Source organism: Enterobacter sp. SST3 (genome assembly GCF_000286655.1).
Classification (GTDB): domain Bacteria; phylum Pseudomonadota; class Gammaproteobacteria; order Enterobacterales; family Enterobacteriaceae; genus Enterobacter; species Enterobacter roggenkampii.
The window spans coordinates 187,422-202,113 of record NZ_ALNS01000004.1 but is presented as its reverse complement, the minus strand read 5'-3'; the positions used below and the strand labels follow the sequence as shown (position 1 = coordinate 202,113).

General features: G+C 58.3%; 13 protein-coding genes and 1 other RNA gene. 10 read left to right on the top strand and 4 right to left on the bottom strand.

What is annotated here, in order from left to right; genetic code table 11:
- Positions 1–55: 55 nt before the first annotated feature.
- Positions 56–787, top strand: a complete 732-nt coding sequence (locus B498_RS18945) for an oxidative stress defense protein (protein ID WP_008499728.1) — start codon at positions 56–58, stop codon at positions 785–787.
- A gap of 43 nt (positions 788–830) precedes the next feature.
- Here the strand turns inward: B498_RS18945 and argP are convergent, their stop codons facing one another.
- Positions 831–1,724 carry a DNA-binding transcriptional regulator ArgP gene (gene argP, locus B498_RS18950; protein ID WP_008499727.1) on the bottom strand — a complete coding sequence of 298 codons (894 nt, stop codon included), beginning with the start codon at positions 1,722–1,724 and terminating at the stop codon, positions 831–833.
- A 127-nt stretch (positions 1,725–1,851) separates the two neighbouring features.
- Between argP and rpiA the strand changes: the two genes are divergently transcribed.
- Positions 1,852–2,511 (top strand): ribose-5-phosphate isomerase RpiA, encoded by a 660-nt coding sequence (gene rpiA / locus B498_RS18955; RefSeq protein ID WP_003860091.1) that lies wholly within the window; start codon positions 1,852–1,854, stop codon positions 2,509–2,511.
- A gap of 266 nt (positions 2,512–2,777) precedes the next feature.
- Positions 2,778–4,010 (top strand): phosphoglycerate dehydrogenase, encoded by a 1,233-nt coding sequence (gene serA / locus B498_RS18960; RefSeq protein ID WP_008499726.1) that lies wholly within the window; start codon positions 2,778–2,780, stop codon positions 4,008–4,010.
- 102 nt (positions 4,011–4,112) lie between these two features.
- Here serA and B498_RS0121170 read toward each other — a convergent pair whose 3' ends face one another.
- The 3 genes from B498_RS0121170 to zapA form a co-directional block, all read right to left on the bottom strand.
- Entirely contained in the window at positions 4,113–4,709 is a 597-nt protein-coding gene (locus tag B498_RS0121170; protein ID WP_025912458.1) for a 5-formyltetrahydrofolate cyclo-ligase, read from the bottom strand.
- A gap of 24 nt (positions 4,710–4,733) precedes the next feature.
- Positions 4,734–4,917, bottom strand: a non-coding RNA gene (gene ssrS / locus B498_RS21995) — 6S RNA.
- Between the two features lie 41 nt (positions 4,918–4,958).
- Positions 4,959–5,288 (bottom strand): cell division protein ZapA, encoded by a 330-nt coding sequence (gene zapA / locus B498_RS18965; protein ID WP_006811891.1) that lies wholly within the window; start codon positions 5,286–5,288, stop codon positions 4,959–4,961.
- A gap of 168 nt (positions 5,289–5,456) precedes the next feature.
- Between zapA and B498_RS18970 the strand changes: the two genes are divergently transcribed.
- The 7 genes from B498_RS18970 to gcvP all read left to right on the top strand — a co-directional run bounded on the left by B498_RS18970 (position 5,457) and on the right by gcvP (position 14,676).
- Positions 5,457–6,035: a YecA family protein gene (locus B498_RS18970; protein ID WP_025912457.1), complete on the top strand. Its 579-nt coding sequence runs from the start codon at positions 5,457–5,459 to the stop codon at positions 6,033–6,035.
- 31 nt (positions 6,036–6,066) lie between these two features.
- Entirely contained in the window at positions 6,067–7,380 is a 1,314-nt protein-coding gene (gene pepP, locus B498_RS18975; RefSeq protein ID WP_085930285.1) for a Xaa-Pro aminopeptidase, read from the top strand.
- Positions 7,377–8,555, top strand: a complete 1,179-nt coding sequence (ubiH, locus tag B498_RS18980; protein WP_008499721.1) for a 2-octaprenyl-6-methoxyphenyl hydroxylase — start codon at positions 7,377–7,379, stop codon at positions 8,553–8,555. The genes pepP and ubiH overlap by 4 nt, the downstream gene beginning before the upstream one ends.
- Positions 8,556–8,567: 12 nt before the next feature.
- On the top strand, positions 8,568–9,770 hold the full coding sequence (ubiI, locus tag B498_RS18985) for an FAD-dependent 2-octaprenylphenol hydroxylase (RefSeq protein WP_008499720.1): 1,203 nt from the start codon (positions 8,568–8,570) through the stop codon (positions 9,768–9,770).
- 397 nt (positions 9,771–10,167) lie between these two features.
- The gene (gene gcvT, locus B498_RS18990) at positions 10,168–11,262 is read left to right on the top strand and encodes a glycine cleavage system aminomethyltransferase GcvT (RefSeq protein ID WP_008499719.1); all 1,095 of its coding nucleotides are present in this window, start codon (positions 10,168–10,170) and stop codon (positions 11,260–11,262) included.
- A 23-nt stretch (positions 11,263–11,285) separates the two neighbouring features.
- The gene (gene gcvH / locus B498_RS18995; protein ID WP_008499718.1) at positions 11,286–11,675 is read left to right on the top strand and encodes a glycine cleavage system protein GcvH; all 390 of its coding nucleotides are present in this window, start codon (positions 11,286–11,288) and stop codon (positions 11,673–11,675) included.
- Between the two features lie 127 nt (positions 11,676–11,802).
- Entirely contained in the window at positions 11,803–14,676 is a 2,874-nt protein-coding gene (gcvP, locus tag B498_RS19000; RefSeq protein ID WP_008499717.1) for an aminomethyl-transferring glycine dehydrogenase, read from the top strand.
- Positions 14,677–14,692: the final 16 nt, after the last annotated feature.

Here is a 14,692-nt window from a genome sequence, read left to right as displayed (position 1 = left end):
CTTGCTGGCATGCGCCCTGTTATTGGGGCACTCTTCGCAACATGGAGGAATGACAGTGAAGTTTAAAGTGATGGCCCTGGCGGCATTAGTGAGTTTCGGTGCGGTGTCGGTGCAGGCAAGCGAATTGCCGGATGGCCCGCACATCGTCACGTCAGGCACCGCAAGCGTGGACGCGGTACCCGATGTTGCAACCCTGGCAATTGAGGTGAATGTGGCGGCGAAAGATGCAGCGACGGCCAAGAAGCAGGCTGACGATCGCGTTGCGCAATACCTCTCTTTCCTCGAGCAGAACGGTGTCGGTAAAAAAGATATCAACTCTGCGAACCTGCGTACTCAACCCGATTACGACTACCAGAATGGCAAAAGCATCCTGAAAGGCTACCGTGCGGTGCGTACCGTTGAAGTGACCGTGCGTCAGCTGGATAAGCTTAACTCGCTGCTGGACGGTGCGCTGAAGGCGGGCCTGAACGAGATCCGTTCCGTGTCGCTGGGCGTTGCGCAACCGGAGAAATACAAAGACGAAGCGCGTAAAGCGGCGATTGATGATGCCATTCACCAGGCGGAACAGCTGGCTTCTGGCTTTAAGAGCAAGCTCGGTCCGGTTTACAGCGTGCGTTACCACGTCTCTAACTACCAGCCAAGCCCGATGGTTCGTATGATGAAGGCTGACGCAGCGCCGGTATCCGCTCAGGAAACTTACGAGCAGCCGACGATCCAGTTCGACGATCAGGTGGATGTGGTGTTCCAGCTTGAACCTGTTGCAGCACAGCCGAAACCGGCTCAGTAATCTGTAGGCCGGGTAAGGCGTGGCCGCCACCCGGCTTTTCTTTTTAATCCTGTCTCAATACCTTATGCCCGTACGCCAGCAGCGCGTCAGTGACGTTGCGCATCATGCGGCTTTCCGGCGCAAAACGGTGCCAGTAGAGCATCCGACGCTGATACAGCCCCGGCGTTAAGTCAATCAGCTCACCGCTTTTCAACTCTTTCTCAATCTGCAGGTGCGGGATCATGCAGCAGGTCGTGCCCTGGCGTGCAAGCTGCACGAAGGCTTCTGACGAGTTCACGATATGGCACGGCACGCTGCCCGGCGGCAGGTCGAAGTTTTGCTGCAGGAACGCCTGATGCATATCGTCCAGATGGTCGAAGGCCACGGCAGGGGCTTTCAGCAGCGCCGCGCGGGTGACGCCGTTGGGGAAGTAGCGTTCCGCAAAGGCTTTTGAACCCACAAACAGGTAGTCCAGGGCGCCTAACTGATCGACAAGGCAGCTTGGCAGCGCCTGAGGCTGAATACTGACCGCCCCAACCACTTCACCGCGACGCAGGCGTTCCTGGGTGCGGGTTTCGTCTTCAACCTGCAAATTCAGGCGGATAGGGGAGTCCGCGAGGACCGGCGCCAGGGCCGGCAGCAGCCAGGTTGCCAGACTGTCGGCGTTGACCGCCAGAGAGAGCAGCAGCGGCGTAGAGCCCGTTTGTTCGTCACCCAGCCACTCGTCTTCCAGCAGTTCAACCTGACGCAGCAGAGCGAGGAGCTTTTGCCCTTGCTCTGTTGGACGTGGCGGCACGGTACGCACCAGCAGCGGCTGGCCGAACATGTTTTCAAGCTGTTTGATACGCTGAGAGACGGCGGACTGCGTGATGCAAAGCTTTTGCGCCGCGCGCTCAAAGCCTCGTTCACGAATAACTGCATCAAGTGCCTGTAGTGTTCTGTAGTCCGGACGTTTCATTGCTCTGGCTGGCTCCTTAATTTTGCTTATTCTGCACTATGACACAATTTTCCCTTTGTGGCAGACGAATTCCATTCGACGTGTTCTATAATGCGCCCTGAGTTTTCACACCACAGGCAAAACGATCATGACGCAGGATGAACTGAAAAAAGCAGTAGGATGGGCCGCTCTCCAGTACGTACAGCCGGGTACCATTGTCGGTGTCGGTACGGGATCAACCGCGGCACACTTTATCGATGCGCTGGGCACGATGAAGGGGCAGATCGAGGGCGCGGTTTCCAGCTCTGATGCTTCCACGGAAAAGCTGAAAAGCCTCGGCATTACCGTTTTCGATCTTAACGAAGTGGATCGTCTGGGGATTTACGTTGATGGCGCGGATGAAATCAACGGCCACATGCAGATGATCAAAGGCGGCGGCGCGGCGCTGACGCGCGAAAAAATCATCGCCTCCGTTGCGGACAAGTTTATCTGCATCGCCGACGCCTCCAAGCAGGTGGACATTCTGGGGAATTTCCCGCTGCCGGTTGAAGTGATCCCGATGGCCCGCAGCGCGGTTGCCCGTCAGCTGGTCAAGCTGGGCGGTCGTCCGGAATATCGTCAGGGCGTAGTGACCGACAACGGCAACGTGATCCTCGACGTTCACGGTCTGGAAATTCTTGACGCGATTGCGCTGGAAAACGCCATCAACGGCATTCCAGGCGTAGTGACCGTAGGGCTATTCGCCAACCGTGGCGCGGATGTGGCGCTGATCGGCACCGCTGACGGCGTGAAAACCATCGTAAAATGATCTGACGGGGGGAGTCCTCCCCCCGCTAAAAAATTTTTGAAACGCTAAATTCGGTGACTTGTGTCACGTTTTTATGCCTCTTTTGCCGATCCTTCCGCGTTTGTAAATTTCCATAGCATTTTCCTCTGCCATTTTGCGCTGTATGACTTTCCTTCAGCGTACTGACGCAAACGTTCATATTGCTGCAATAGTTTTTTTTGATATGTTGGCTACAGCGGATTTATATCCAGCACAACATCAGTTCAGACAAAAACAGGGTCGGGTAAATGGCAAAGGTATCACTGGAGAAAGACAAGATTAAATTCCTGCTGGTCGAGGGCGTGCATCAAAAAGCAATCGATAGCCTTCGTGCGGCAGGTTACACCAACATCGAATTTCACAAAGGCGCGCTTGATACCGAAGAGCTGAAAGCGTCCATCCGTGATGCCCACTTCATTGGCCTGCGATCCCGTACTCACCTGACTGAAGATGTGATTGCCGCGGCGGAAAAGCTGGTGGCTATCGGCTGCTTCTGCATCGGTACCAACCAGGTTGACCTGAATGCTGCTGCGAAACGCGGTATTCCTGTCTTCAACGCCCCGTTCTCTAACACCCGTTCCGTGGCGGAGCTGGTGATTGGCGAACTGCTGCTGCTCCTGCGCGGCATTCCGGAGGCTAACGCTAAAGCACACCGCGGCGTCTGGAACAAACTGGCTGCGGGCTCCTACGAAGCCCGTGGGAAAAAACTGGGTATCATCGGCTATGGTCACATCGGTACCCAGCTGGGGATTCTGGCGGAATCTCTCGGTATGCATGTCTATTTTTACGATATCGAAAGCAAGCTGCCTTTAGGCAATGCCACCCAGGTTCAACACCTGTCTGACCTGCTGAACATGAGTGACGTGGTAAGCCTGCACGTGCCGGAAAATGCCTCCACCAAAAACATGATGGGCGCAGAAGAGCTGGCGCTGATGAAGCCGGGCTCACTGCTGATTAACGCCGCGCGCGGCACGGTGGTCGATATCCCTGCGCTGTGCGATGCGCTGAAGCGTAAGCATCTGGCAGGGGCGGCCATCGACGTTTTCCCAACGGAGCCCGCCACCAACAGCGATCCGTTCACCTCTCCGCTGTGCGAGTTCGACAACGTGATCCTGACGCCACACATCGGTGGGTCTACGCAGGAAGCGCAGGAGAATATCGGTCTGGAAGTGGCAGGTAAGCTGAGCAAATACTCCGACAACGGTTCTACGCTCTCTGCGGTGAACTTCCCGGAAGTGTCTCTGCCGCTGCACGGCGGTCGTCGTCTGCTGCATATTCACGAAAACCGTCCAGGCGTGCTGACTGCCATTAACCAGATCTTTGCTGAGCAGAGCGTCAACATCGCCGCGCAGTATCTGCAGACCAACTCGCAGATGGGCTATGTGGTCATTGATATCGAAGCGGATGACGATGTGGCCGAGAAAGCGTTGCTGAGCATGAAGGCCATTCCGGGGACGATTCGCGCGCGTCTGCTTTACTGATGGTGCGGTCTGTGGTGTCGGGGGGGGCTTACGCTTACCCGACCTACAATGTTTGAGGATTTACGTAGGCCGGGTAAGGCGCAGCCGCCACCCGGCTTTATCCTACCAGACCCAGATTTTGCTGGGCGTCACCACCGCCGGTAACGGCACATCCCATTTCTCCACCGGCAACGCCTCCACGCCCTGGCAATCATGCGCGTAGCCTACCGGCTGCAACCCATACTGCTGCCAGTTTTGTAGCGTTCTGTCGTAAAAACCACCGCCCATTCCCAGGCGCTGTCCCTGCTCATCAAACGCCACCAGCGGCGTAATCAGCACATCCAGCTGTGACAGCGGCAGCACGTCGCGCACATCGAGTTTCGGCTCGGTGATTTTCAGACGATTCACCACCAGCTCGCTGTGCGGGTGATAGTGCAAAAAAAGCAGATTGCCTTCGCTGAACGGGTGCAGCACCGGCAGGTATACCTTCTTCCCGGCGCGCCAGAGCTGCTCTATCAGCGGTTGGGTGTCCAGTTCGCCGTCAAACGACAGAAACAGGGCAACCGTGCGCGCCATCACGACAGGGGGATACGCCATCATACGGGCGGCGGCCTGCTGGGCAAAATGCGCTTGCTGTTCTGGGGTTAACGCACGACGGCGTTGACGAATGAGCTGACGAATGTCCTGGCGTGAAGCTGAAACTTCAGGGAATTGAGTCATGGTAGTCGGTAGAAGAAAAGAGAGGGAATCTCCGAGATGCCGCCGCAGGCTGTAACCCTTGAACCCTTGGTTCAAGGTGAATGTGTCGTCATAGTTTTAAGGCTTCTCGGACGGACCGAGCATGCTCACCAACCATGGAGCGCCACATTCTTGTGGTATGAAATATCGGCTCAGGGGACTGGCCCGCTTGCGAACATCTCAGAGAAATTTTGTCTTCACAGTTACTCTACCATAGTCAACTGAGAAGTGTTATTCAAACTTGGGTCCCGGTCTTTCGGGATTGCGACCTTGATCAAGCAATGCTTGTTCTATGGTCTGCTGGAGCATTTTTATGCGCTGCTCCATGCTTGCCGCGTAGTCGCGGGTCTTCGCTTTTTCCTGAGTCAGTTCATAGCTGATGTTCAACGCGGCGATGAAAACCAGCTGCTCAGTATTTGTGACTCTAGTGCGTTCTTTTAGATCTTGCAACCGCTGATTCAAATCGTCCGCAGCCTGATTCAAAGCATCCCTTTGTTCAGGCGGACAATTCACTCGCAGTGAACGGCCAAAAATCTGGAGATCGACGGGTTGTGCAGACATGCCACCTTCCTGCTGATTGACTGCGCTGCCTTCGCTTACTGCCCCGGGGGCTGCGAAGGGGCGACACTATAGCTACCCTGATGTGAAGATACAAGCCCTTTTCTGGTATCACCAGGGTCCAAAGTGGTAGCATATCATGAAACTTCCCCCCAATGATGACGAATGCGCATGTCTATACAGAACGAAATGCCTGGTTACAAGGATTTAAACCAGTTACTGAACCAGCAGGGAGTCGGTTTAACCCCTGCCGAAATGCACGGTCTGATCAGTGGCATGCTGTGCGGCGGAAACAGCGACAGCTCCTGGCAGCCGCTGATCCACGACCTCACGAATGAAGGGCTGGCGTTTGGTCACGAGCTGGCGGAAGCGCTGCGTAAAATGCACGCCGCCATCAGCGATTCGCTGGAAGACGATGGCTTCCTTTTTCAGCTTTATCTGCCTGACGGCGACGACGTCAGCGTGTTCGATCGCGCCGATGCGCTGGCCGGCTGGGTAAACCACTATCTGCTGGGGCTGGGCGTCACGCAGCCTAAACTGGATAAAGTGACCGGCGAAGCGGGTGAGGCGATCGACGACCTGCGCAACATTGCCCAGCTTGGCTACGATGAAGACGAAGACCAGGAAGAGCTGGAAATGTCTCTCGAAGAGATCATCGAGTACGTGCGCGTGGCGGCACTGCTGTGCCACGACAACTTTACGCGCTCACAGCCGACCGCACCGGAAGTTCGTAAGCCAACCTTACATTAAGAAAAATAACGCACAGGAGGGTGTCATGGTTATCTCGAGTCAAGAGTATTCGCGCCGCCGTCAGGCGCTGCTGGCGAAAATGCAGCCGGGCAGCGCCGCGCTAATTTTTGCTGCGCCTGAAGTGACGCGCAGCGCTGACAGCGAATATCCCTATCGCCAGAGCAGCGATTTCTGGTACTTCACCGGCTTTAACGAGCCGGAAGCGGTACTGGTGCTGATTAAAAGCAATGACACCCACAACCACAGCGTGATATTCAACCGCGTGCGCGACCTGACGGCCGAAATCTGGTTTGGCCGCCGCCTGGGCCAGGAGGCCGCGCCGGCGACGCTGGGCGTTGACCGGGCGCTGGCGTTTAGCGAAATCAACCAGCAACTCTACCAGCTGCTTAACGGCCTCGACGTGCTCTATCACGCGCAGGGCGAATATGCCTACGCCGATGAGATTGTCTTCACGGCGCTGGATAAGCTGCGCAAAGGCTCGCGCCAGAACCTGTCCGCACCGGCCACGCTGACGGACTGGCGTCCGGTGGTGCATGAGATGCGCCTGTTCAAGTCTGAGGAAGAGCTAAATGTGATGCGCCGCGCGGGCGAAATCAGCGCGCTGGCACACACCCGCGCCATGGAGAAATGCCGTCCCGGGCTGTTCGAATACCAGCTGGAGGGCGAAATTCACCTCGAATTTAACCGCCACGGCGCGCGCTATCCCTCCTACAACACCATTGTCGGCGGCGGGGAAAACGGCTGCATTCTGCACTACACCGAAAACGAAAGTGCGCTGCGCGACGGCGATCTGGTGCTGATTGACGCCGGTTGCGAATATCAGGGCTATGCGGGGGACATCACCCGTACCTTCCCGGTGAACGGCAAATTCTCGCCGGCACAGCGCGCGATTTACGACATTGTTCTCGAATCCCTTGAGACAGCGCTCAAACTGTATCGTCCGGGGACTTCCATGCAGGAAGTGACCGGCGAAGTGGTGCGCATCATGATTACCGGTCTGGTCAGGCTCGGGATCCTGAAAGGGGATGTCGACACCCTGATTGCTGAAAATGCGCATCGACCGTATTTCATGCACGGCCTGAGCCACTGGCTGGGGCTGGACGTGCATGACGTTGGCGCATACGGCACCGACCGTTCGCGCGTGCTGGAGCCGGGCATGGTGTTAACCGTGGAGCCGGGTCTCTACATCGCGCCGGATGCCGACGTGCCAGAAGAATACCGCGGGATTGGCATTCGTATTGAAGACGATATCGTGATTACCGAAACCGGTAACGAAAACCTGACCGCCAGCGTCGTGAAAAACGCTGACGATATCGAGGCGCTGATGGCAGCGGCACGCGCATGAGCGTGATTATCGTGGGCGGCGGCATGACCGGGGCCACGCTGGCGCTGGCCATTTCGCATATGACGCAGGGCCAGCTTCCGGTGCACCTGGTAGAAGCCGTTGCGCCAGAGGCGTCAAACCACCCTGGTTTTGATGCCCGCGCCATTGCGCTGGCGCAGGGCACCTGCCAGCAGCTTGCGCGCATTGGTATCTGGCAGGCGATAGCCGACCGCGCCACGGCGATCGGGACCGTGCACGTCAGCGATCGCGGACATGCAGGCTTTGTCACGCTGGAGGCGCAGGATTACCGTATTGATGCCCTGGGTCAGGTTGTTGAGCTGCACGACGTCGGATTGCGTCTGTTCCGCCTGCTCCAGGACGCGCCGGGCGTCACGCTGCATTGTCCCGCGCGCGTGGCCAGCGTGAGCCGGAGTGACGCGTCGGTCAGCGTGACCCTGGAAAGCGGCACCGTCCTTGAAGGCCAGCTTCTGGTCGCTGCGGACGGTTCGCGCTCGTCGCTCGGCACCCAGTGTGGCGTGGAGTGGCGCCAGCAGCCTTACGGGCAGGTGGCGGTCATTGCGAACGTCGCTACCGCAGCTGACCACAACGGCAGGGCCTTTGAGCGCTTTACGCAGCATGGCCCGCTGGCGATGCTGCCGATGTCGGACGGGCGCTGTTCCCTGGTCTGGTGTCACCCGCAGGATAAGGCGGAAGAGGTTAAGGCCTGGTCCGACGAACGTTTTTGTACCGAGCTGCAGAAAGCCTTTGGCTGGCGGCTGGGGCGTATTACCCATGCCGGCAAGCGGACGGTCTACCCGCTTTCGCTGACCACGGCGTCTCAGTCTGTCTCCCATCGTCTGGCGCTTGTCGGTAACGCTGCGCAGACGCTGCACCCCATCGCGGGGCAAGGTTTCAACCTTGGCTTACGCGATGTCATGAGCCTGGCCGAATCTCTGGCGCAGGCGTGGGGCGAGCAAAAAGACTGTGGGGCCTATTCGGTGCTGAGTCATTACCAGAAGCGCCGACAGGCGGATAAAGAGGCCACCATCGGTGTGACCGATGGTCTGGTTCATCTTTTTGCCAATCGCTGGGCACCGCTGGTTGCGGGTCGCAACCTTGGGCTGATGGCGATGGAATTATTCATTCCGGCACGTGACGTGCTGGCGCAGCGGACCCTGGGTTGGGTCGCGCGTTAAGGAGTTATCACCGTGCAAAATGTTGATGTCGCCATCGTTGGCGGCGGAATGGTTGGACTGGCATTGGCCTGCGGGTTACAGGGCAGCGGCCTGCGCGTGGCGGTGCTGGAGCAAAAGCAGCCTCAGCCCGTTGCACCGGATGCGCCGCCGGAACTCCGCGTCTCGGCGATCAATGCGGCCAGCGAAAAGCTGCTGACGCACCTTGGCGTCTGGTCAGATATTGTGGCACACCGTGCCAGCTGCTATCACGGCATGGAAGTGTGGGATAAAGACAGCTTTGGTCATATTGCTTTTGATGATGAAAGCATGGGCTATAGCCATCTGGGGCACATCGTTGAAAACGCGGTGATCCACCACGCGCTGTGGCAGAAAGCACAGCAGTGCAGCGACGTGACGCTGATTGCGCCTGCGCAGATCCAGCAGGTGGCGTGGGGCGAAAACGAGGCGTTTATCACCCTGCAGAGTGGCGACATGCTGACCGCGCGTCTGGTGGTCGGTGCTGACGGTGCCAACTCCTGGCTGCGTAATAAAGCCGATATCCCGCTGACGTACTGGGATTACCGCCATCATGCTCTGGTCGCGACGATCCGTACCGAAGAGCCGCACGGCGGCGTCGCGCGCCAGATTTTCCACAACGATGGCATACTGGCGTTCCTGCCGCTTGCCGATCCGCACCTGTGCTCAATTGTCTGGTCCCTGGTGCCGGAAAAAGCCCAGCAGATGCATGAGGCGACGCCGGAGGCCTTTAACCAGGCGCTGTGCGTGGCCTTTGATAACCGCCTTGGCCTGTGCACGCTTGAAAGCGAGCGTCAGGTGTTCCCGTTAACCGGCCGCTACGCGCGCCAGTTTGCGGCGCACCGTCTGGCGCTGGTGGGCGATGCGGCGCATACCATCCATCCGCTGGCCGGGCAGGGCGTCAACCTTGGTTTTATGGACGCGGCGGAGCTGGTAGAAGAGCTGCGTCGCCTGCATCGTGAAGGCAAAGATATCGGCCAGCATCTCTACCTGCGTCGCTACGAGCGCAGCCGCAAGCACAGCGCGGCAATGATGCTGGCGGGTATGCAGGGCTTCCGCGAGCTGTTTGCCGGGTCAAATCCGGCGAAGAAATTGCTGCGCGACATCGGCCTTAAGCTTGCTGACACCCTTCCGGGTGTTAAACCCCAACTCCTCCGTCAGGCGATGGGTCTGAACGACCTCCCGGACTGGCTGCGTTAATGTAGACCCCTGTCACACTTTCTTTTCCCGGCCTCTGCGCCGGGGAAATTCCCTCGTTTGAAATATTCTAATTTCACGTCATTTTTCGCATTAGATAATCTAATGTCGTGTTTTTCTCGTTACGGAAATTCGGCCCGTTTTTCCGCACGAAATATCACCATGTGCTAAATCCTGTTAGATCATTGTTAATTTTGTGCGGGGTTAATCGCATTTTTCCAGTGGATAACTCTGTAGGCTTTTCAGCGTTTTTTGGTCATAAGCTAATGTGATGACCTGTTTTGCCTTATGGTTAACCGCCGTTTTCGGTGGTAAGTTCAGGTAAAAGAGAACGTTTGCGTCGGTGCCCGAACGCGGGGCCGATACCGGGTTTCACGGTGAATTTTTCAACGAGGACAAGATGGCTCAACAGACTCCTTTGTACGAACAACACGTGTTGTGCGGCGCCCGCATGGTGGACTTCCACGGCTGGATGATGCCGCTGCACTACGGCTCGCAGATTGATGAGCACCACGCGGTGCGCACCGATGCCGGTATGTTCGACGTGTCCCACATGACGATTGTCGATCTGCGCGGTAGCCGCACCCGGGAGTTTTTGCGTTATCTGCTGGCAAACGACGTCGCCAAACTGAAGACGCCGGGTAAAGCGCTCTATACCGGCATGCTGAATGCCTCGGGCGGCGTGATTGATGACCTTATCGTCTACTACTTCACCGAAGATTTCTTCCGCCTCGTTGTAAACTCCGCCACCCGCGAAAAAGACCTCTCCTGGATCACCCAACACGCCGAACCGTATGCCATCGACATCACCGTCCGTGATGACCTGTCGCTGATCGCCGTGCAGGGGCCTAACGCGCAGGCGAAAGCCGCGTCTCTGTTCAACGATGAGCAACGTAAAGCCACCGAAGGCATGAAGCCGTTCTTCGGCGTGCAGGCGGGGGATCTGTTTATCGCCACCACCGGCTACACCGGTGAAGCGGGCTACGAAATTGCGATGCCGAACGAAAAGGCCGCTGATTTCTGGCGTGCGCTGGTGGAGGCGGGCGTGAAGCCTGCGGGCCTGGGCGCGCGCGATACGCTGCGTCTGGAAGCGGGCATGAACCTCTACGGTCAGGAGATGGACGAAGGCGTCTCTCCGCTGGCCGCCAACATGGGCTGGACCATCGCGTGGGAACCGGCTGACCGTGACTTTATTGGCCGTGAAGCGCTGGAGATGCAGCGCGAGAAGGGCACTGAACAGCTGGTTGGCCTGGTGATGAAGGAAAAAGGCGTGCTGCGCGGCGAGCTGCCTGTACGTTTTACCGATGCTGACGGCAATCCTCGCGAAGGCGTGATCACCAGCGGAACCTTCTCACCGACGCTGGGCTACAGTATTGCACTGGCACGCGTGCCGGCGGGCATTGGCGAAACGGCGGTGGTGCAAATCCGCAACCGCGAAATGCCGGTCAACGTAACCAAACCGATTTTTGTTCGCGCCGGTAAGCCGGTCGCCTAACTATTTTTATCAGGAGAACTTCAATGAGCAATGTGCCAGCAGAACTGAAATACAGCAAAGAACACGAGTGGCTGCGTAAAGAGGCGGACGGCACTTACACCGTCGGGATCACCGAGCACGCGCAGGAGCTGCTGGGCGACATGGTGTTTGTTGACCTGCCTGACGTGGGCACGACCGTGAGCGCGGGCGACGACTGCGCCGTGGCGGAGTCCGTAAAAGCGGCATCAGACATCTACGCACCGGTAAGCGGTGAGATTGTTGCGGTCAACGACGCGCTGAGCGACTCCCCTGAGCTGGTCAACAGCGAGCCTTATGAAGGCGGCTGGATCTTCAAGATCAAAGCCAGCGACGAATCCCAGGTTGCCGCGCTGCTGGATGCGACCGCATACGAAGCACTACTGGAAGACGAATAACGTTGTGCCGGATGGCGCTGCGCTTATCCGGCCTGGAGATCAACGTAGGCCCGGTAAGCGTTAGCGCCACCGGGCAACAGCGTTACAGATAACTACGATTCACTGCACGTTTCAGGAACCATCGCTCATGACACAGACTTTAAGCCAGCTTGAAAACCGTGGCGCCTTCATTGAACGTCACATTGGGCCGGATGCTCAGCAACAGCAGGAGATGCTGAAGACGGTTGGCGCGGATTCATTAAACGCATTGATCGGCCAGATTGTGCCAAAAGACATCCAGCTTGCCACGCCGCCTCAGGTGGGGGAAGCCACCACGGAGTTCGCCGCGCTGGCGGAGCTGAAGGCTATCGCCGGCCTGAACAAGCGCTATAAGTCTTACATTGGCATGGGCTACACCAACGTGCAGTTGCCGCCGGTGATCCTGCGCAACATGCTGGAAAACCCGGGCTGGTACACCGCCTATACGCCGTATCAGCCAGAAGTGTCCCAGGGTCGTCTGGAAGCGCTGCTGAACTTCCAGCAGGTAACGCTGGATCTGACCGGTATGGATATCGCCTCCGCGTCTCTGCTGGATGAAGCGACCGCCGCCGCCGAAGCGATGGCGATGGCGAAGCGCGTGAGCAAGCTGAAAAATGCCAACCGCTTCTTCGTGGCGGCGGACGTGCATCCGCAGACGCTGGACGTGGTGCGCACCCGTGCGGAAACCTTCGGCTTTGACGTGATCGTCGATGACGCTGACAAAGTGCTGGATCACCAGGACGTCTTCGGCGTGCTGCTGCAGCAGGTGGGCACCACCGGCGAAGTGCACGACTACGGCGCGCTGATTGCCGAGCTGAAATCCCGCAAGGTGGTTGTCAGCGTTGCCGCCGATTTTATGGCGCTGGTGCTGCTGACGGCCCCGGGCAAACAGGGCGCGGATATCGTATTCGGCTCTGCGCAGCGCTTCGGCGTACCGATGGGCTACGGCGGCCCGCACGCGGCGTTCTTCGGCGCGAAAGATGAATTCAAACGTTCCATGCCAGGCCGTATTATCGGCGTCTCCAAAGATGCTGCCGGTAACACCGCGCTGCGCATGGCGATGCAGACCCGCGAGCAGCATATCCGCCGCGAGAAAGCGAACTCCAACATCTGTACCTCGCAGGTTCTGCTGGCAAACATCGCCAGCCTGTACGCCGTATTCCACGGCCCGGCAGGCCTGAAACGCATTGCCAGCCGCATTCACCGCCTGGCCGATATCCTGGCCTGCGGCCTGCAGCAAAATGGTCTTAAGCTGCGCCATGCCCACTACTTCGATACCCTGTGCGTGGACGTGGCGGACAAAGCCGCCGTGCTGGCGCGTGCGGACGCGGCAAAGATCAACCTGCGCAGCGACATCCACAACGCCGTCGGCATTACGCTGGATGAAAGCACCACCCGCAACGATATTCTGAACCTGTTCAGCGTGCTGCTGGGTGACGCGCACGGTCTGGACATTGATGCGCTCGACAAAGAAGTTGCGCTCGACAGCCGCTCCATTCAGGACAGCATGCTGCGTAACGACGCCATCCTGACGCACCCGGTCTTCAATCGCTACCACAGCGAGACCGAGATGATGCGTTACATGCACTCTCTGGAGCGCAAGGATCTGGCGCTGAACCAGGCGATGATCCCGCTGGGATCCTGCACCATGAAGCTGAATGCCGCGGCAGAGATGATCCCGATCACCTGGCCTGAATTCTCCGAGCTGCACCCGTTCTGCCCGCCGGAGCAGGCGGAAGGTTATCACGTGATGATTAACCAGCTTTCCGACTGGCTGGTGAAGCTGACCGGTTACGACGCGCTCTGCATGCAGCCGAACTCCGGCGCGCAGGGTGAATATGCCGGCCTGCTGGCGATCCGTCACTATCACGAAAGCCGTAACGAAGGCCATCGCGATATCTGCCTGATCCCAAGCTCCGCCCACGGCACCAACCCGGCCTCAGCCCAGATGGCGGGCATGGAAGTCGTGGTGGTCGCATGCGATAAGAACGGCAACATCGACCTGGCTGACCTGCGCGCGAAAGCCGAACAGGCGGGCGACAAGCTCTCCTGCATCATGGTGACCTATCCGTCCACCCACGGCGTGTACGAAGAGACCATCCGTGAAGTGTGCGAAGTGGTGCACCAGTTCGGCGGTCAGGTATACCTCGATGGCGCGAACATGAACGCGCAGGTGGGCATTACCTCTCCGGGCTTTATCGGCGCGGACGTGTCGCACCTTAACCTGCACAAAACCTTCTGCATCCCGCACGGCGGTGGCGGCCCGGGCATGGGCCCAATCGGCGTGAAGGCGCACCTGGCACCGTTTGTCCCAGGCCACAGCGTTGTGCAGATCGAAGGCATGCTGACCCGTCAGGGCGCGGTCTCTGCGGCACCGTTCGGCAGCGCTTCCATCCTGCCAATCAGCTGGATGTACATCCGCATGATGGGCGCGGAAGGGCTGAAGCAGGCGAGCCGGGTGGCAATTCTGAATGCTAACTACATTGCGACCCGCCTGAAGTCTGCCTTCCCGGTGCTCTATACCGGCCGCGACGGTCGCGTGGCGCACGAGTGCATCCTCGATATTCGTCCGCTGAAAGAGCAGACCGGCATTAGCGAGCTGGATATTGCCAAACGCCTGATCGACTACGGCTTCCACGCGCCTACTATGTCGTTCCCGGTTGCGGGCACGCTGATGGTGGAGCCAACGGAGTCCGAAAGTAAAGCCGAGCTGGACCGCTTTATCGACGCGATGCTGGCCATCCGCATGGAAATTGACCGCGTGCAGGACGGCGAGTGGACGCTGGAAGATAACCCGCTGGTCAACGCTCCCCACACCCAGCACGAGCTGGTGGCCGAGTGGAACCACGGCTATTCCCGCGAGCTGGCCGTCTTCCCGGCAGGCGTGGCGAACAAATACTGGCCGACCGTGAAGCGTCTCGATGACGTCTACGGCGACCGTAACCTGTTCTGCTCCTGCGTGCCGATGAGCGAATACCAGTAACATTGCTGATGTAGTA